The 17,156-nt window shown below is 67.1% G+C and carries 21 protein-coding genes; 13 read left to right on the top strand and 8 right to left on the bottom strand.

Annotation, left to right across the window (positions count from 1 at the left end; genetic code table 11):
* The first annotated feature begins 88 nt into the window (after positions 1-88).
* Both FHY03_RS09035 and FHY03_RS09030 read left to right on the top strand, forming a co-directional pair.
* The gene (locus FHY03_RS09035; protein WP_183930167.1) at positions 89-1,096 is read left to right on the top strand and encodes an NAD(P)-dependent alcohol dehydrogenase; all 1,008 of its coding nucleotides are present in this window, start codon (positions 89-91) and stop codon (positions 1,094-1,096) included.
* A 174-nt stretch (positions 1,097-1,270) separates the two neighbouring features.
* Entirely contained in the window at positions 1,271-3,673 is a 2,403-nt protein-coding gene (locus tag FHY03_RS09030; RefSeq protein WP_183930165.1) for a heavy metal translocating P-type ATPase, read from the top strand.
* 67 nt (positions 3,674-3,740) lie between these two features.
* On the opposite strand, the gene FHY03_RS09025 is transcribed toward FHY03_RS09030, so the two are convergent.
* The 3 genes from FHY03_RS09025 to FHY03_RS09015 all read right to left on the bottom strand — a co-directional run bounded on the left by FHY03_RS09025 (position 3,741) and on the right by FHY03_RS09015 (position 5,872).
* Positions 3,741-4,118: a VOC family protein gene (locus FHY03_RS09025; protein WP_183930162.1), complete on the bottom strand. Its 378-nt coding sequence runs from the start codon at positions 4,116-4,118 to the stop codon at positions 3,741-3,743.
* Positions 4,119-4,227: 109 nt separating this feature from the next.
* Positions 4,228-4,923, bottom strand: a complete 696-nt coding sequence (locus FHY03_RS09020) for a hypothetical protein (protein ID WP_183930160.1) — start codon at positions 4,921-4,923, stop codon at positions 4,228-4,230.
* A gap of 79 nt (positions 4,924-5,002) precedes the next feature.
* Entirely contained in the window at positions 5,003-5,872 is an 870-nt protein-coding gene (locus tag FHY03_RS09015) for a LysR family transcriptional regulator (RefSeq protein WP_183930158.1), read from the bottom strand.
* 116 nt (positions 5,873-5,988) lie between these two features.
* On the opposite strand from FHY03_RS09015, the gene FHY03_RS09010 reads away from it, so the two are divergent.
* The 4 genes from FHY03_RS09010 to FHY03_RS08995 all read left to right on the top strand — a co-directional run bounded on the left by FHY03_RS09010 (position 5,989) and on the right by FHY03_RS08995 (position 8,219).
* Positions 5,989-6,735, top strand: a complete 747-nt coding sequence (locus FHY03_RS09010; protein WP_183930156.1) for a pirin family protein — start codon at positions 5,989-5,991, stop codon at positions 6,733-6,735.
* Positions 6,736-6,858: 123 nt separating this feature from the next.
* On the top strand, positions 6,859-7,287 hold the full coding sequence (locus FHY03_RS09005) for a DUF983 domain-containing protein (protein ID WP_183930154.1): 429 nt from the start codon (positions 6,859-6,861) through the stop codon (positions 7,285-7,287).
* Between the two features lie 52 nt (positions 7,288-7,339).
* On the top strand, positions 7,340-7,780 hold the full coding sequence (locus tag FHY03_RS09000; protein ID WP_183930152.1) for a DoxX family protein: 441 nt from the start codon (positions 7,340-7,342) through the stop codon (positions 7,778-7,780).
* Entirely contained in the window at positions 7,770-8,219 is a 450-nt protein-coding gene (locus tag FHY03_RS08995; protein WP_183930150.1) for a nuclear transport factor 2 family protein, read from the top strand. The genes FHY03_RS09000 and FHY03_RS08995 overlap by 11 nt, the downstream gene beginning before the upstream one ends.
* On the opposite strand, the gene FHY03_RS08990 is transcribed toward FHY03_RS08995, so the two are convergent.
* The 3 genes from FHY03_RS08990 to FHY03_RS08980 form a co-directional block, all read right to left on the bottom strand.
* The gene (locus FHY03_RS08990; protein ID WP_183930148.1) at positions 8,151-9,254 is read right to left on the bottom strand and encodes a hypothetical protein; all 1,104 of its coding nucleotides are present in this window, start codon (positions 9,252-9,254) and stop codon (positions 8,151-8,153) included. The two genes, FHY03_RS08995 and FHY03_RS08990, sit on opposite strands and share 69 nt — an antisense overlap.
* 230 nt (positions 9,255-9,484) lie before the next feature.
* Complete coding sequence (locus FHY03_RS08985; protein ID WP_183930146.1) at positions 9,485-10,108, bottom strand: isochorismatase family protein; 624 nt, start codon at positions 10,106-10,108, stop codon at positions 9,485-9,487.
* Between the two features lie 169 nt (positions 10,109-10,277).
* Positions 10,278-11,219: an AraC family transcriptional regulator gene (locus FHY03_RS08980; protein ID WP_311721350.1), complete on the bottom strand. Its 942-nt coding sequence runs from the start codon at positions 11,217-11,219 to the stop codon at positions 10,278-10,280.
* Positions 11,220-11,245: 26 nt separating this feature from the next.
* Between FHY03_RS08980 and FHY03_RS08975 the strand changes: the two genes are divergently transcribed.
* From FHY03_RS08975 to FHY03_RS08960, 4 genes are all read left to right on the top strand, one after another.
* The gene (locus FHY03_RS08975) at positions 11,246-11,665 is read left to right on the top strand and encodes a carboxymuconolactone decarboxylase family protein (RefSeq protein ID WP_260158793.1); all 420 of its coding nucleotides are present in this window, start codon (positions 11,246-11,248) and stop codon (positions 11,663-11,665) included.
* A gap of 15 nt (positions 11,666-11,680) precedes the next feature.
* Positions 11,681-12,322, top strand: coding sequence for a reactive chlorine resistance membrane protein RclC (gene rclC / locus FHY03_RS08970; protein ID WP_183930144.1), 642 nt, complete (start codon positions 11,681-11,683; stop codon positions 12,320-12,322).
* Between the two features lie 171 nt (positions 12,323-12,493).
* Positions 12,494-13,027 carry a hypothetical protein gene (locus tag FHY03_RS08965; protein ID WP_183930142.1) on the top strand — a complete coding sequence of 178 codons (534 nt, stop codon included), beginning with the start codon at positions 12,494-12,496 and terminating at the stop codon, positions 13,025-13,027.
* Positions 13,024-13,242, top strand: coding sequence for a hypothetical protein (locus tag FHY03_RS08960; protein ID WP_183930140.1), 219 nt, complete (start codon positions 13,024-13,026; stop codon positions 13,240-13,242). Before FHY03_RS08965 ends, FHY03_RS08960 begins: the two co-directional genes overlap by 4 nt.
* A 296-nt stretch (positions 13,243-13,538) precedes the next feature.
* Here FHY03_RS08960 and FHY03_RS08955 read toward each other — a convergent pair whose 3' ends face one another.
* Positions 13,539-14,123, bottom strand: a complete 585-nt coding sequence (locus FHY03_RS08955) for a recombinase family protein (protein WP_183930138.1) — start codon at positions 14,121-14,123, stop codon at positions 13,539-13,541.
* Positions 14,124-14,312: 189 nt separating this feature from the next.
* On the opposite strand from FHY03_RS08955, the gene FHY03_RS08950 reads away from it, so the two are divergent.
* Complete coding sequence (locus FHY03_RS08950; RefSeq protein ID WP_260158792.1) at positions 14,313-15,746, top strand: transposase; 1,434 nt, start codon at positions 14,313-14,315, stop codon at positions 15,744-15,746.
* A 23-nt stretch (positions 15,747-15,769) separates the two neighbouring features.
* On the opposite strand, the gene FHY03_RS08945 is transcribed toward FHY03_RS08950, so the two are convergent.
* Positions 15,770-16,414 carry a recombinase family protein gene (locus FHY03_RS08945; protein WP_183930136.1) on the bottom strand — a complete coding sequence of 215 codons (645 nt, stop codon included), beginning with the start codon at positions 16,412-16,414 and terminating at the stop codon, positions 15,770-15,772.
* Here FHY03_RS08945 and FHY03_RS08940 point away from each other — a divergent pair.
* On the top strand, positions 16,407-16,700 hold the full coding sequence (locus tag FHY03_RS08940) for a hypothetical protein (RefSeq protein ID WP_183930134.1): 294 nt from the start codon (positions 16,407-16,409) through the stop codon (positions 16,698-16,700). The genes FHY03_RS08945 and FHY03_RS08940 overlap by 8 nt on opposite strands.
* A 90-nt stretch (positions 16,701-16,790) precedes the next feature.
* The gene (locus FHY03_RS08935; RefSeq protein ID WP_221190048.1) at positions 16,791-17,156 is read left to right on the top strand and encodes a DUF305 domain-containing protein; all 366 of its coding nucleotides are present in this window, start codon (positions 16,791-16,793) and stop codon (positions 17,154-17,156) included.

Raw genomic sequence — 17,156 nt, 5'->3', positions numbered from 1 at the left:
GATCGTGCGGGCAAGGCATCACCGTGGCGATGCACCGGGCCAATCCCCACCTCGGCGCACCACCATGTCTCCCCAGAAAGGAACAGCCATGAAGGCGATGACCACCGGCTCTCCGGCCACGCTGGACACCCTTGCATTCACCGAACGCGCTGACCCCGGCCAGCCCGGTCGCGGCGAGATCCGTGTGGCGCTGCACGGCAGCTCGCTCAACTTCCATGACCTGGGCGTGGTGACGGGCCGCATGCCCGCCGATCCCGGTCGCGTCGCGCTGGCCGATGCCGGCGGCACCGTGGAGGCGGTGGGCGAGGGCGTCACCGAGTTCGCGGTCGGCGATCAGGTGGTCTCCTGCTTCTTCCCCGACTGGCAGGACGGCGCGCCCACGATCGGCAATTTCGCGCGCACACCCGGTGACGGCATCGATGGCTATGCGACCGAGTTCGCCGTCGCCGCCGCCACCGCCTTCACCCATGCGCCGCGCGGCTACGATCCCGTGGAGGCTGCAGCCATCACCACCGCGGGGCTGACCGCGTGGCGGGCGCTGGTCGGCGACGGCGGGCTGAAGGCCGGCGACACCGTGCTGCTGCTCGGCACGGGCGGGGTGTCGATCTGGGGATTGCAGATCGCCAAGGCGATGGGCGCGACCGCGGTCGTCACCTCCTCCTCCGGCGAAAAGTTGGAGCGCGCGCGCGATCTCGGTGCCGACCACCTCGTCAACTATCGCGAGGTGAAGGACTGGGGCCGCGCCGTCGCCGACTGGACCGGCGGTCGCGGCGTCGATCACGTGCTGGAGCTGGGCGGCGCGGGCACGCTCGCCAACTCGATCGCGGCCGTGCGCGTGGGTGGGCATATCGCGCTGATCGGCACGGTGACGGGCGTGGCCGGCGATGTGCCCACGGCCGCGCTGATGGCCAAGCAGGCGCGGCTTCAGGGGCTGATCGTCGGCTCGCGGCGTCAGCAGCAGGAGTTCGTGCGCGCGATCGACGCCACCGGCATCCGCCCGGTCATCGATCGCCGCTTCCCGCTCGCCGAACTGCCCGACGCTTTCCGCTTACAGCAATCGTCGGGTCATTTCGGCAAGATCGGCGTGGAGTGGTGATCGAATAGGGTTGGCGTCCGCGCGATCCTTGCCTGCCGCGCAACGATGAGTTCCGCAGCATCGGGGTTAAGGATCGCGGGCATGCCCCTAATGTCCTCCTGACGGGATCGGGCCGCACCCGTCGGCCCGATCCGCCCGACACCGCCCCGGCGTGTCGATGCCAGGAGGACGATTATGCTGAGCGACGCCAGAACCGACCATCACGGCCATGACCATTCAGACGGCGGCCATGCGCATCACCACCACCATCATGGCCACCATCACCACCATGCCGCTCAGGTAGGTGCCGCGTCGCGCGTGACCGACCCGGTCTGCGGCATGACCGTCGACCCGGCCGCGACCGCCCACCACGCCGCGCATGGCGGGCACGACCATCATTTCTGCAGCGATCGCTGCCGGACACGCTTCGTCGCCGACCCCGAACAGTTCCTGGCACCCCGTGCCCCGGCATCCGCGGCCGATGCGCACGCGATGCACACCTGCCCGATGCACCCCGAGATACGCCAGGAGGGCCCCGGCGCCTGCCCGATCTGCGGCATGGCGCTGGAGCCGGAAACGGTGACGCTCGATCAGGGCCCCAATCCCGAGCTGGTCGACATGACGCATCGTTTCTGGATCGGCCTGGCGCTGGCGGTGCCGGTCTTCGTGCTGGAGATGGGCGGGCACATGTTCGGCCTTTCCGCGGCGATCGGCGCGCAGCTGTCGGGCTGGGTCCAGTTCGCGCTCGCCACGCCGGTGGTGCTGTGGGCCGGCTGGCCGTTCTTCGAACGCGGCTGGGCGTCGGTGCGCTCGCGCAACCTCAACATGTTCACGCTGATCGCGATGGGTGTCGGTGTCGCTTATGCCTACAGCATCGTCGCGGTCGGCGCGCCGGGCATCTTCCCCGACGCGTTCCGCGATGCGGACGGGACGGTGCCCGTCTATTTCGAGGCGGCGGCCGTCATCACCGTCCTCGTGCTTTTCGGTCAGGTGCTGGAGCTGCGCGCCCGCGAGCGCACGTCGGGGGCGATCCGAGCCCTGCTGGAGCTTGCGCCCAAGACCGCGCGACGCCTGCGCCCCGACGGTGAGGACGAGGAAGTCACGCTGGACCAGATCCATGTCGGCGACCGCCTGCGCGTGCGTCCCGGCGAGAAGGTGCCGGTCGATGGCGAGATCGTGGAGGGCCGCGTTGCCATCGACGAGGCGCTTGTCACCGGCGAGGCGATGCCCGTCACCAAGGAACCGGGCAGCAAGGTGATCGCCGGATCGCTGAACCGCACCGGATCGTTCGTGATGACCGCGCAGAAGGTCGGCGCCGACACCATGCTGGCGCGCATCGTGCAGATGGTGGCGGACGCGCAGCGCAGCCGCGCGCCGATCCAGCGGCTGGCGGACAAGGTTTCCGGCTGGTTCGTGCCGGCGGTCATCGCGGTGGCGCTGGTCGCCGCGATCGCCTGGGCGGCGTTCGGTCCCGATCCGCGCTTCGGCCACGCGCTGGTGTCCGCGGTGTCCGTACTCATCATCGCCTGCCCCTGCGCGCTCGGGCTGGCGACGCCGATGTCGGTAATGGTCGGGGTCGGCCGCGGCGCGCATGTCGGCGTCCTCATCAGGAGCGCGGAGGCGCTGGAACGGTTCGAGAAGATCGACACTCTGGTGGTCGACAAGACCGGCACGCTGACGGAGGGCCGCCCCACCGTCACCCGCATCCTGTCCGTCCCGGGCACCGGCGAGAAGGAGATGCTGCGGCTGGCCGCCAGCGTCGAACGCTCGAGCCAGCATCCGCTGGGCGAGGCGATCGTCCGCGCTGCCAATGACGCCGGCCTGTCGCTCGGCGTGCCGACCGACTTCGACGCGCCGATCGGGCGGGGCGTGACCGGCACGGTGGACGGCCGGCATGTGCTGCTGGGCGGCCCGCGCCTGATGCGGGAGGCGGGCATCGACACCGCCGCGCTGGCCGGGGAAGCCGAGGCGCTCCGCAACCATGGCGGCACCGCGATCTTCGTCGTGACCGACGGCCTTCTGGCCGGCCTGATCGGCGTCACCGACCCGATCAAGGCGGATGCCGCAGAGGCGATCAGCGCGTTGCAGGCGGACGGTGTCCGCGTGGTCATGATGACCGGTGACAACCGCACCACCGCCCTGTCGGTCGCGGCCGAGGTCGGCATCGACGAGGTCGAGGCCGAGGTGCTGCCGCAGGACAAGGCCGCGGTGGTGCAGCGGCTCCGCGAGGCGGGCCGTGCGGTGGCCATGGCCGGCGACGGCATCAACGACGCACCTGCGCTGGCGGCAGCCGATGTCGGCATCGCCATGGGCGCGGGCGCCGACGTCGCCATCGAGAGCGCCGGCGTGACGCTGCTCGGCGGCGATCTCGGCGGACTGGTGCGGGCACGCCGGCTGTCGCGCGCGGTGATGGGCAATATCCGCCAGAACCTGATGTTCGCCTTTGTCTACAACGTGGCCGGCATCCCGGTGGCCGCCGGGGCGCTGTACCCGCTCACCGGCACCCTGCTCTCGCCGGCGCTGGCGGCGGCCGCGATGGCGCTGTCCTCGGTCAGCGTCATCGCCAACGCGCTCAGACTGCGGCTGGTGCGGCTCTGACTAGGTCGTAAACACAAAACGCCCGCTTACGACACGAGCTGAACGGCCGAGGTTGGACGAAGCGGACCTAGGGTTTGACGCAGTATGCACACAGCTTGTTGCCATCCAGATCGCGACAATAGGCGAAGTACCAGCCTGGTCCTCGCGCATCGGGACCGCCCTCGCTCAGCCCGCCAAGCGCGATCGCGCAGTCATGAAAAGCTTCGACCTCGCTTCTGCTGTCAAATCTGAATGCGACCATGGACCCATTGCCGCTCGATGCAGGCAAGCCGTCAAAGGGTCCGAGAACCGCGAAGCTGAACGCGCCATCGCGACCATAGACCCGACCACCAGAGGGATGTTCGAACAGCGGCGCAAGGCCGACAACGCAGAGTAGAGCGTCATAGAAGGCCTTTGCCCGAGGCAGATCGTTTGACCCCACTGTGCAGTATGCGAGTTCGCCCACGGATCCTCCGATCATCGCAGAGTGGCCTCGCGGATGAACGTCCGCAAGTGGGCGTTAGCTGTCACTCCGCCTTAGGGTCCACGACCGAGAGGCCGCTTTGCGCTTCCTATCACTTAAGGTCGATGATCTCAGAGCGGCGAGCCACGTCGGCGACGTGCACGCGGGAGAACGGCAGCGCCACGGCCTTGGCGGCGTGCGCGCTCCGCACGTCCTCTTGGCTCCGGTTCGGGGACGAACCCAGCGGCGCCACGATCAGCAGCACCTGGCCGGCGAACTTCTCCTTGTCCTTCTCCGCCATCGAAGCCGCGATCGCCTCGTCGACGGCGGAGTCCACGCCCACGCGCGAGGAGGTCACCCGCCTGCGGGTCCTCGCCGCATCGAAGCGCGCCTGTGACTCGCCGTCCTGCAAGCCGATGAACCCCTTCCCGATCCCCTGCTCCTTGAGCCCCTTAGCCACCTCGGTCCCGGCACGGGCCAAGGCGCCGGTGACCTCGATCCCGATCGCCGCGTGCCCGTCCGACCAGGCCCACGCGTCCGGCGGTTGATCGTCGAGCGGGAAGCGGACTTGCGTGAACTCGGGATAGCGCTTCCTCAGCAGGTGCTCGACGGGAACGACCTCGTCGCGCAGCTTCTTCCAGGGCTTGCGTCCCTCGCGATACGCCTGGATGTCAGCGCTCGCGATCGGTCGGGTGCTGAACGCATCGACGAGCGTGCTGAGCTCGTCGATCGTCACTCCGCCCTCCGCCGACACCGCGGCGTAGAGCTCAGCCAACGATCCCGCGGTGAAGGGTTCCTGCTCCGCCATGCCCGTCATGTGGGCCCACGCCGGTCCGAGGGCCAGCCCCCCCCCCCCCGGCGGAGGCGGTGCCGTTCGGCGCGGCCGTTCAGCCGCCGCCGAACTGCTGGAGCAGCAGTTCAGTGAGGACCCGCACCTTGCGCGCCAGGTGCTGTCCGGGCGGCCGGACGACGAAGATGCCGACCGAAGGCAGCGACCAGTCCGCCATGATGGCCCTCAGCCTGCCGGCCTCGACGAAGCGCGCGGCGATCACGTCCGGGAGCGCGGCGATGCCGACGCCCTCCGCCGTGGCCTCGCCGATCGCGACGGCGCTGTCGGCCTTGAAGCGACCGTGCGGATGGACCTCCACCGTCTTCCCGCCCCTGCTGAACTTCCACTTCTCCGACGCGATCATGACGGCGGGATGGTCCGCGATCTCGTCCGGGCTCGCCGGCACGCCATGCTCACTGATGTAGTCCGGGCTGGCGAATAGACTGACCGCAAAGGTGCCGATCCGCCGCGCGACCAGGTTCGAGTCCGGCAGGTAGCCGACACGGATGCCGCAGTCGTAGCCTTCGCCGACGAGGTCGACGTAGCGATCGCTGAAGTGGACGTTGACGCTGAGGAGCGGGTGCCGCTTGGCGAGCTGCGCCAGCGCCGGCGCGAAGTATTCCGGACCGAACGAGGAAGGCGCGGCGAGACGCAGTCGCCCTCGCAGCTCTCCCGCGGGCAGGATCTCCTCGCGCGCGGCCTCCAGCTCGGCGAACATCCGGGCCGCGTGATCGCGGAAGGTCACCCCCGCCTCCGTCAATGCGGCCCCCCTCGTGGTGCGCGCGAGCAGCTGCACGCCGAGCTCGTCCTCAAGGCGGGAGAGGCGCCGACTGACGATCGACTTGGCCAGGTTCAAGCGCCGTGCCGCGGGCGACACCCCGCCCGCGTCCGCGACCTCCACGAAGGTCCTCAGGTCTTCCACTTCCATGTCGGCGTTCCTCTGGCAGCAACGCAGCTTCCCCGGCAGGGTGGCTACCCGGCCGCATGTAGCAACGCTACCTCACGAACGAAAGCTCCACGCCGGAGCGTCGAGGAGTGACCACCATGCAGCCGATCAAGATCAACTCGTCCATCGAGCGCGGCGACTGGGACCGGGGCTTCGGCGTCGAGATCTTCTATCCCGGAACCGCTCGGGGCGAGGGCGACAGTGGCATCGGCGCCATCGGCCGCATCGACCGCGCGCTCATCCAGCCGGGCCACACGATCGCCATGCACCCCCACAAGGACGACGAGATCTTCACCTACAAGCGCGCTGGCCGAATGCTCCACCTGGACACGGTCGGGAACCGCGAGGAGGTCAACCCGCGGCGCCTGATGATGATGAACGCCGGCCACACCTTCCAGCACGAGGAGCAGGTGATCGGCGACCAGCCGACGAAGGCGCTGCAGATCTTCCTGCGTCCGCGCGTGGGCGACCTGGAGCCGATGGTCCAGTTTCACGAGCTGGACGCCGAGCGCAGCGACAACGCGTGGAGGCTGCTCGTCGCGCCGGACGGCGCCACCTTCGAGGTGCGTGCGCAGGCGTGGGTCCGGGACGCGCACCTCGACGCGGGGCGCAGCCTTCCCCTGCCGGAGCGCCCCGCCCCGGGTGCCGTCCACCTCCTCTTCGTCTTCGCGGGCGAGGTGCGGATCGGCGACCAGGTGATCGGAGCGGGCGAGTTCTACCACCTCGGCGACAGCACCGCCGCCGTCGAGGCGATCGAGGACGTCAACGTCGTGCTCTTCACCACGGATACGCAGGCCCCGGTCTTCAAGGGCGGCATGTTCAGCGGGAACGTGGCGCGACGCTGAACCGGCCGCGGGAACGGTGCGGAGCACCGTTCCACCTTGCGCAGCAATGTCTTGCAGACGGAGCGTCTGCTGGCCGGTCCGCATCGCAAGTAGGACGGCTCCATCGAGACGAGGAGACGAGAGATGGTCAAGGCAGCCGCAGAGCAAGACCTACGATGGATCCTGAAAACCGGCTGGTCGGGGCTCTGCCCGCGTTGCGGCAAGGGTCACATGTTCCGGTCATGGCTGAAGCTCAGCGACCAGTGTGACGAGTGCGGACTCAACTACCGCTTCGCAGCCCCTGATGACGGACCCGCCTTCTTCTCGCTCTGCATCGTGGCCTTCCCGCTCGTGTTCCTCATCGTGTGGGTCCAGATCGCGTTCGATCCGCCGTGGTGGGTGCACCTGCTCACATCGGCCCCGCTGACGGTGCTCGGCTGCATCCTGCCGCTCCAGCCGATCAAGGGTTGGCTCGTCGCGTCGCAGTACGTGAACCGGGCGCAGGAGGCTGGAAGCGAGAGGCTCTGGAGCCGCCTGCACGATCGCCCCGGCCTCAGCGACTTCGCGGACTAGAACCGGGAACGGGGGCAACGCGCCCGGTTCGGTTCGCATCGGGAGAACGATGATGAACACCACCGACACGCCGCACGCGATCGAGACGCTGCTGGAATGGCGCGGCACCTGGCTTGCGGCTCGGCTGGCGATCGTGCTGGTCTACCTCGTATCGGCAGCCGGCCACCTCGCCGGGTTCGAGGCCGCGGTCGCCGAGCAGGCGGCCTTCGGGATGCCGGCGCCGGCGGTGATGGCAGGGCTGACGGTCGCCGTGGAGCTCGTCGGTTCGCTCATGGTCCTCACCGGACGCTTGGTCTGGCTGGGTGCCGGCATGCTGGGCGGATTCACCGCGTTAGGCGCCGTGATCGCGCACCCGTTCTGGACGCTGCAGAGCAACGCCCGCTTCGATGCCATGGCCACGTTCCTTGAGCACGCCGGCCTGATCGGCGGGCTCATCCTGGTCGCACTCGTCGCCGAGCGCGCCAGGCGGCAGGAGACGCGCCATGGGCGCTGACATGGAGACCCGCCTGCGCGCACTGGAGGACGAGGCCGAGATCCAGCGCCTCGCCGCCCGCTTCTCCGACGCGGTGAACGAGCGCGACGTCGTCGCCTTCCGCAGCCTCTGGGCCGACCAGGATGCGGTCTGGGAGATCGGCGAACCGCTGCCCCCGCGCAGCGAGGGTCGCGACGCCATCGTCGGGATGCTGGAGGGCCTGTTCGTCGTCAAGCACTACTTCATGCAGATGACCCATACCGGCGTCATCGACATCGACGGGGACCGGGCCACCGCGCGCTTCGCCATCCGCGAGCATGGCCGCGGCGAGGACACCTTCTACGACGACGAGCTCGTGAGGCAACCGGACGGCTGGCGCTTCCGGAGACGCTCATATCTCTACCGCTTCCTCGACCAGGGGCCGTTCCCGGGCAACACCTACCCCGTCCGGCCGCGCTGAGGGTCGGCGCCGACGCGGAGCCTTCGGCATCGTGTCCGGCGTGAAGGGCACGCTGATGTGGCACTCGCCATCCTCGGCTCCGCGCAGGTGGATGCCGCCGGAGGCGAGCACATCGCGGGTCAGCTCCGTCAGCGGCCCGAGAACGTCTTCGTCCGCGCTCCATTCCCCTCGGGTCATCCATAGAGCCCGGCAGCGCTCGCGTAGCCCGTCCACCAGATCGGCATAGCGGGCCTCCTCGATCGCCGCGCGGACCTCAGGGAAGTCGGTCCAGTCGAGGCCTTCCGCATCCATGCCGCCCAGCAGGTACGCGACCGCCTTGACCGGCTGGCACAACTCGGACCCGGCCTCCGCAAGCAGACGGCGCAGGCCGCCGTGGACGCGATACGACCTGATGGCATCGTTCGCCCGGGCCCGCGCACCCGGCATGACCGCCGCAACGCTCTCCGCGTGCTGCTGGTTCTGCCGTGGAGCGAAGCGGGCCGAGAGGCGGCAGACGGCGTATTCCGACCATGCGATCTCCGCGATCTGGAAAAGGACCGCGCGCTCGAAGTTCGGGGACGACGCGCCCAGCCGGGACTCCGGCACGACCTCGGCCATGCGCGCGTCCACCTCGACGTGCGCGCACTCGTGCGCGATCAGGCCGATTGCCATCTCCCTGTCCTCGGCGGTCACAGCATCGCCCGCGATCAGCGGAACGAGCATGGCGGCGTTGAAGACGATGTGGCTCCTCACCGAACCGTCGCGCAGCACCTGGAAGGTCTTGGCCACGCCCTGGAGCTCCTCGGTGTCGGTCCGGTCGAGCTTGCGAAGCCCCTCCATGCCTTGGTCGATACCGGCGAGGGCGGCGTCATAGTCGATGGCTACGGTGACACCGTCCAGGGTGGCGAGATCCATGAAGGAGCCGAGCTCCATCACGCACTGCCCGACCACGTTGCCGAGCTCGGTCGCGGCCTCACGGTTGGTGAAGTCCCGCACCGACACGGATACCTGCGTGGCCGTGCTGGGCGGCAAGTCGTCCCAGTCGATCTCCTCCATCCGACCCTCCCGCCTGTGAGCCGCACATCCCGCCGTGCTGCGCAGCCGAAATGGTGTTCGCCGCAGTGATCCGCCACCAGCTGATCGTTGCGGGAGAGCAAGACCTTGCGGCTCTCCGATCTACACGCACCCGGACCCAAGGGCGCCGGTCACGACGAAAGGCGCCGACCGCTGTAGCGATCGGCGCCTCCGCGAGGTGGGTCCGGGGCGTGAGCCCCGGAAGGAAGCGCTCAGGCGAGACCCTTGGCGCTGAGGTAGCCGGCGATGTTGTTGCCGGAGAAGGGCAGATGCTCACCCATGACCTTGCCGTGAGCCTCGCCGACCGGCGAGCGCCAGTCGCCCAGCAGCTCGGCGCCCACCCCGACCCAGGTGATGGGGATGATGCCGGCCTGCACCATGCGGGCGATCGCCACGTCCTCGACGCGCTTGTCCCAGGTGCCCGACGCGTCCAGCACGGCGTAGACCTCGTAGCCGAGCTCCTTGGCCGAGAGCGCGGCGAAGGCGAGGCAGACCTCGGTCGAGATGCCCGCGATCAGCAGCTTCTTGCGGCCGGTCGCCTTCACCGCCGCCGCGAAGTCGGCGTTGTCGAAGGCGTTGATCTCGCCGGGACGGTGCACGATCGTGGCGTTCGGCAGGCCCTGCGCGACTGCGGGCATGATCGGACCGTTCGGGCCGTCGGCGGCGCTCGTCGTGATGATCGACGGCAGGCCATGGACGGTGGTCAGGGCGACGAGCGCCTTGACGTTGTTGAGGAACTCGGCGGGATTCTGCGTCTGGACGCCGTTGGCGAGGCCGGTCTGGTGGTCGACGAAGAGCACCGCGGCGTTGTCGGAGGTGATGCGGTCGTAGGACATGGTCGTTACCTTTCGATCTTGAGTATCGCGTCGGTCGACGTGATCGACAGGCACTAGATGCCGTTGCCATCGGCGAAGCACTAGCCGCATCGCTAGGCATTCACCGTTCCTCGTAATGGAACGATGCGCGAGCGGGGGAACGAGCCGGTTCTCGACTCCGCAAGCGCTGTCAGGCTGCAGCGCCGCCGCTCACAGTCAGGCGCATCGCACCCGGACGCACGCCGAAGCGCCGCAGGACCGCCTTGCTGAGAGCGCCCTCCGAGCCGTAGCCCACCTCGACCGCGATGCGCGAGATCGGGTCCGACGTGCCGGCAAGGCGCTGGCGGGCCACGGTGAGCCTCAGTTCGGAGAGGAACTCGCCTGGGGCTACACCGGCGAGACGGCGGAAGGCGCGCACGAGGGTCGCGCGAGAGGTCACCGCCACCGCCGCCATGTCGTCCAGCGTCCAGTCGCGAGCGAGGTCCGACAGGAGGGCCAGCACGACGCGTGCCGCCGCCCGGTCGCGGAGAAGCGACAGCGTCGCGTCCCCGCCCGACTCCCTGCCCAAGTGGTCGCGGAGCATGAGCACGAACATGGCGCGCGCGAAATCGGCGGCGATCATGGTCGACCCCGCCAGTCCGCCGTCGAGCTCGTCGCGTATGTCGACCAGCAGGCGGCGGAACCGTTCCATCAGCGGCTCGCCCGCGGTTCGGATGACGATCTCGTCGGGCAGCGCGGCGACCAGGGGATTGCCCTCGGCGCCGTCGAACATCAGCCGTCCGCAGAGCAGCTCGGTGTCCATCTCGACCCCCGGCGTGCCCTTGTCGCGGACACCGTTGCGGTAGTCGCTGGAGATCGGTCGCAGGACGCCGCGCGCCCTGCTGCGCACGACGTGGCTGTCGCCGTGCGGCAGCAGGAGGATGTCGCCGGCCTCCAGCGTCATCTCGCCGAGACCCGGACGCTCCAGGACGCAGCTGCCGCGGGTGACGATGTGGAACTGCGCCCAGCCTGCGCCACGCGGCTCGTGCGGCGACGCCCATGCGCCCCCGAAGCGGCAGAAGTCCTCAATCTCCGGCCGGATGCGCAGCAGCGGCACCATGGCCTCCAGCAGTTCCGCCGCTCCCTCGGCCACCTTCCGCTCCTTTGATCCGCGCGGACATGACGATGCACCGCGCGGCCATGCCGCCGAGCAACGCACCGGCCCAGATAGCCTCCATCAACACGGAGATGGAGGCTAAGATGTCAATGCTCGACTGGAACAACTACCGCGGTCAGGTCCTCGCCGGAGTGGGCGAGATCGCCAAGCTAAGCCCGGACACCGTCAAGGGCTACGCCGCGCTGAGCGGCGCCGGCGCCAAGACCGGCCACCTGGACGCTAAGACCCGCGAGCTGATCGCGCTCGCCGTAGCGATCAGCCTGCGCTGCGACGGCTGCATCACCGTCCACTCGGCCGAGGCCAGAAAGCTCGGCATCACCGAGGGCGAGCTCGCCGAGGCGCTCGGCGTCGCCACCGCCATCAACGCTGGCGCCGCACTGGTCTACTCGACCCGGACGCTCGACGCGTTCGCGGCCGCCTGAACGGGAGTAACAAGCATGAACACGCTCATCCGCGGCGGCCTAACGGCGATCGCCGCGCCGCGCTCCTACCGCATCGGCATCGGCGCCATGAAGGTCGCCATCGCCATCATCTTTCTCTGGATCGGGGCGCTAAAGTTCGTGCCCTACGAGGCGGACAGCATCACGCCATTCGTCGCCAACAGCCCGGTGATGTCGTTCTTCTACGAGCACCCGACCGAGTACAAGGCGCATCTCACCCACGAAGGCGAGCTGAAGCCCGCGGAGCGGACGTGGCAGGCGGCCAATCGTACCTATGATTTCTCGACCGGCCTAGGCACGGTCGAGCTGGTCATTGGCGGTCTGACCCTTGCCGGCCTGTTCTCGCGGCGCATCGGCCTCGTTGGCGCCGCCCTCGCCTTCGCTACGCCGTTCGTGACGCTGTCCTTCCTCGTCACGACGCCCGAGGCATGGGTGCCGGCGCTGGGCGACGCGCAGCACGGCTTCCCCTACCTGTCCGGTGCCGGTCGCCTCGTGCTCAAGGACGTCGCACTCCTCGCCGGAGCCTGGCTGGTGCTGGTGGACACCGCTCGGGCTCTACTACGGGAGGATAGAAGCTCTGCGGAGATCCACCAGCTGCGTTCCCCGCCCTCAGCGCTCCTGACCGACCAGGCGGCGTGATACCTCGACCCGGCGGCACACCTATTTGGGCGTCCGCCGGCTCGCGCATACTCCATGCAGAACGCCGCACACGTCCGATTGCCGTCGCTGCAAGCAAGAATGAAGTGCCGCTTCACTGTCTAATCGCCCGAGTGAGCACGACGTATCCAGATCATCGAAAGGAGCCGTCCCATGGCCTATCTCGACCTGGAACTCGCAATCAGCGCCGGCTGCGCGGTCACCTCAACCCGTCCTCTTCAACTGGAAGAGCTTGAGCGGCAGGCAGTGCTTGTTTCCAGAAGCGACGATGCCCGCTCGCTTCGCACCGGCGGACGCGCCCACCGCTTCAAGGCACTTGTGTTCGGCCACCGCCCTGTCAGCAAGCTCGCGAACGAGCGACTAGAGGCGATCCGCCGGTACGCCGTGCTCTACAGGCTCAAAGGTGCCAAGCTCGGTCAGGGGGAGGTCGCAGCTGCATACGCAACGGGCATCTCCGCAGCAAAGCTTGCCTTGGTACGATCAATGGTCGACCGCTGGCGCGTACCGGCTACAAAAAGTCGTTTGGCCACACATCTGATACAGGCGACCGTCGCGGTGAGCTCGGCTGCTTGGCTGTATAGCTGGCTTTCGGAGGAGACCGGCGATGGTCTTATCGCTATTATTCTCGTTCTAGTTATCTTCATCACGATCATCGCTGTCGCATCGCCGAAGGACTCTTCACGATGACGCGCCTTGTTCATCATCTCAATCGCGCTCATCCAAGCGCTACCAGCGATTGTAGCGGGCGTGTTGTTCAGTTGATTGGATTGCTGCGGGTCATCATCCCTTTCCTGCTCCGGGTTACGCCTGAGGAAGTGGAAATGCTGCTCGCTGCCGCGGCCCAGATGAGAGCACGGCATGCCATCTGGTGCAAAACCAACACCATGGGGACACAATACTGACGTCAAACGCCGACGATTGACAAGTGCCGGCTAGCCATTGACCGGAACTTCAACACTATCTGTGCCTACTAAGGCCTTGGCCGCTATAAGCTGCTCGATCGCGGCGGAGAGCCACTGCTTGCCCTTCACTATTCCGCATGGCCGCGGTAGCAGCGAAGTGGCAATTGGCGATGTCCTAACGCCGCAACGCGGCGCAACGAACCGTAAGCGAGTCCGGCCTGTGTTGGGTGGGCACGACATCAGGTATACGAATGAGGGATGCAGGCTTTCCGCCCGCACAGCAAAGCGTGGCTACATTAGTCGGCCGTCACCTCTGCACCTATGACTTCCTGCTCTGGTGCTGGCAGATGGCGATACAGCGTAGGGACCGAAACGCCGATCGTTGGTGCGATCTCGCGAATGGTCATCCCGGAAGCGAAAAGCTTTCGTGCTGCCTCTAGCCGTTTGGGCGTCATTACGGTTTTACGCCCGCCTACCCTTCCCTCACGCCGTGCCACGATCAGCGCCGCAGTGGTGCGCTCACGATTCAGGTCGCGCTCCATTTCCGCCATCGCAGCCAGGATGTGGAAGACGAGCTTGCCGGCTGTTCCTGCGGTGTCGATCCCGTCAGTGATCGAGCGAAGACCTATACCGCGTCCGGCCAGCTCGGCAGCCAAGTCGACAAGCCCCTTCATTGTTCGGCCGAGCCGGTCGAGCTTCCAGACCACCAGCACATCGCCGGCGCGAGCGTGCGATAGTGCCGCCGCCAAGCCAGCGCGGTTCGCCTTGGCGCCACTCGCCTTGTCGGAGAAGGTTCGCTCGCAGCCGGCGTCCCGCAATGCGTCGAGCTGGGGCGTCAAATCTTGTTCGGGCGTCGACACCCGGGCGTAGCCGATCAGCATGAGGTTGTCTCAAAACTCATCTTCCACGCCTACCACAACTACAGACAATTGAGAAAGTGTTTTGATAAGGCGCTGGACCTTGCTACACGTTATCACATGGCCGCGCATCAAAATCGATCGGGCCTGTTGAAAAATACCGGACATGCCGGGGTGCTCCTTCGTTTCACTCCTACCGTGAGGAGCGCCGCTATGATGGGACCAGCCTGTCGCGGTGGGCGGGAAGGGGCGTCCCGTCGCACCATAGAAGCCTTGTTGCCCGCAAACCACCTGTTGCGTCGTATCGATCAATGTCTCGATACGGGCGAGCTGAGAGAAGCGCTGGCTGATCATTACAGCGCGCGAGGTCGGCCGTCGATCGACCCCGAACTCCTCATCCGCATGACCCTGATCGGCCGCATCTACGCGATCACGTCCGAGCGGCGTCTGTGCGAGGAGCTGCGCTACAATCTCGCCTATCGCTGGTTCTGCCGTCTCACGCCGGGGGACAAGGTTCCGCACCACTCGACCTTCAGCAAAAACCGGCACGGACGCTTTCGCGATGCCGGCGTCTTCCGGCAGCTGTTCGAGGCCACGGTTCGCCGCTGCATCGGGAAGGGCTTGGTCGGAGGCAAGGACGCCGCGATTGATGCCTCGTTCATCGAGGCTGATGCGTGCTGGCAGCGCAAGACCGTACCTGGCTATTTGCCCTACGTAGCGAACGCCGGTCGTCCTGTCCGGGAGTGGCTGGCCGATCAGGGTAGTATCAGCACAAAACCTGGCGGCTCGAAGGATTTCGAGGGTGTATCGCGAACCGATCCCGCCGCAGCCTGGTCGGCACGCCCGGGGCGCGCGCGGTTCGGCTATGCACTGAATGCGCTGGTCGACACGCCGAGCGGCGTCGCGCTCGACGTCGAAGCGACGCCGGCGCTCTTTGCCGAGGAGGTCGATGCCGGCCGTGTCATGCTCGGACGAGCCGCCGATCGCTTTGACTATCACCCCAAGCGGATTGCTGCAGACAAGGCCTATGGCAGCGCCGGCTTCCTCGGTTTCGTACGCGACCAAGGCGCGATCCCGCACGTCCCGGTGATCGACCGCACGCAGCAGACGAAGGGCAAGCTGCCGCGAACGGCATTCAGCTATGATCGCGACACCGACAGCTTCACCTGTCCGATCGGCAAGACGCTCCGGCACTACACCTTCCACCTGCGCACTGGCGTACACCGCTATGCTGCCGATGCACGGGACTGCGAAGGCTGCGTGCTTCGGAAGACATGCACGAAGGCCCGTCGTCGCACACTGGTTCGTCTCGACAATGAGGACGCCCGGGATCTCGCTAGGGCCGAACTGGAAACCGGGCTCTTCAAGCGATCCATGCGATTGCGGCGCGGGGTCGAGCGGTTCTTCGCCGACGCCAAAGGCAAGCATGGCATGCGGCGACTTCACCTGCGTGGCATCCGCGGAGCGGAGGAGGAATTCCTGATTGGCGCGGTCGTGATGAACCTGATGATCCTGGCGCGACCACAGCGTCTGACCGACAAGCCCAGACGAGGCAGGTGCATTCCAGCAGCGTTGACCCCGGCGGCCATATCGGCCCGGTCGATCGAGCATGATGTGATCGTCTCGCCACCGCGACGATATGCCTGATCGCTGATGGGCTTTGCGCACGGTCACGCGGCGCGCAGTCGTTCTTTGCGGTACGGCACGCCATCGAGCAGCGCCTGGCCGGGCGCCTTGGGCGTGCCGTCACCATTCACGTACATATAGAGTGTCGTGGTCGTCATGCCGAGGCGGCGCGCGACATCGGCTGCGACTGCGTTGCGATCGGACATTGCAGCCATCGCCATCGCGAGGGTGGCCTTGTCCATCTTGCGAGGCCGACCGCCCATCCGTCCCCGTGCCCGTGCCGCGGCAAGTCCCGCCTGTGTCCGCTCGGCGATGAGCTCGCGCTCGAACTCGGCGAACGCTGCGAAGATGCCGAAGGCGAGGCGACCGTTGGCGGTCGTGGTGTCGATCTGCGCGCCGGCACCCGCCAGCACCTTCAGGCCGATGCCGCGTTCGCGCAGCGCCTCGGCCGTGACGACCAGATGGCGAAGATCGCGCCCAAGGCGATCGAGCTTCCAGAGGACGAGTGTGTTGCCGGGTTGCAGTGCCTTCAGGCACGCGGTTAGACCGGGGCGGGCGTCGTGCCGCCCCGACGCAAGGTCTTCGTAAATCCGCGAGGGATCGACGCCGGCAGAGAGCAACGCATCGCGCTGGGGTGCCAGCGTCTGTGACCCGTCAGCTTTGGACACCCTCATATATCCAATGAGCATTGTTACCCCGCCAGAAAAGACATCCGACAGCCTGCAATATGCCAGTGGTTTCCGCAACGGGTTTTCCGATTGGTGGAATGCGTTGACGAGGCAAAATCAGCAACCGCCAGAAAACCGGTCGTTTTTCTGGCACGCGCATTGGGATTCCCGTTTCTTCGTTACCAACGGCCAGTTTAGGGAGAAGGCAATCGGGAACACATTTCGTGAAAACAGCACCTTCCTTGCCGTCCAGCGTTCCGTTCTGCCGTCAGTCGTCCCGATCATCCTTCCCAATCGGGAAGGCTGATAACCGGCTCACCCATGGAATAAACCCGGACGAGCGTCGTCTATGCTTTCAGGACTGATGCGCCGGAGGCTTATGCGTAGACGATATTGGATGCTCGGTCTGACTGCTTCGGCCCTGCTCACAGGCGCAGTCGCGGCCGCCCCTGCCGGTGGTTACGCCAGCATGGTGACTGCCGCGATGGACCGGATGATGGCGGGCATGATGGTCAAGCCGTCCGGCGACGTCGACCGCGACTTCGTCACGATGATGCTTCCGCATCATCAGGGTGCCATCGATATGGCGGTGGCGGAGCTTCGCTACGGCCACAACGAGCAGCTCAAGCGCATCGCGCAGGAGATCATCATTGATCAGCAGCAGGAGATCGCCGCCATGAAGCTGGCGATCGGTCAGCCGCTACCCCCTTCGACGCCAGCCCCGACGCAGGGCGGCGGCCACCACAGCCATATGGAGCACTGA

Source organism: Sphingomonas sp. BK345 (assembly GCF_014193845.1).
In the GTDB taxonomy this organism is placed as follows: domain Bacteria; phylum Pseudomonadota; class Alphaproteobacteria; order Sphingomonadales; family Sphingomonadaceae; genus Sphingomonas.
Note: the sequence above shows the minus strand (reverse complement) of the source record. Positions and strands in the feature narration are given on the sequence as shown.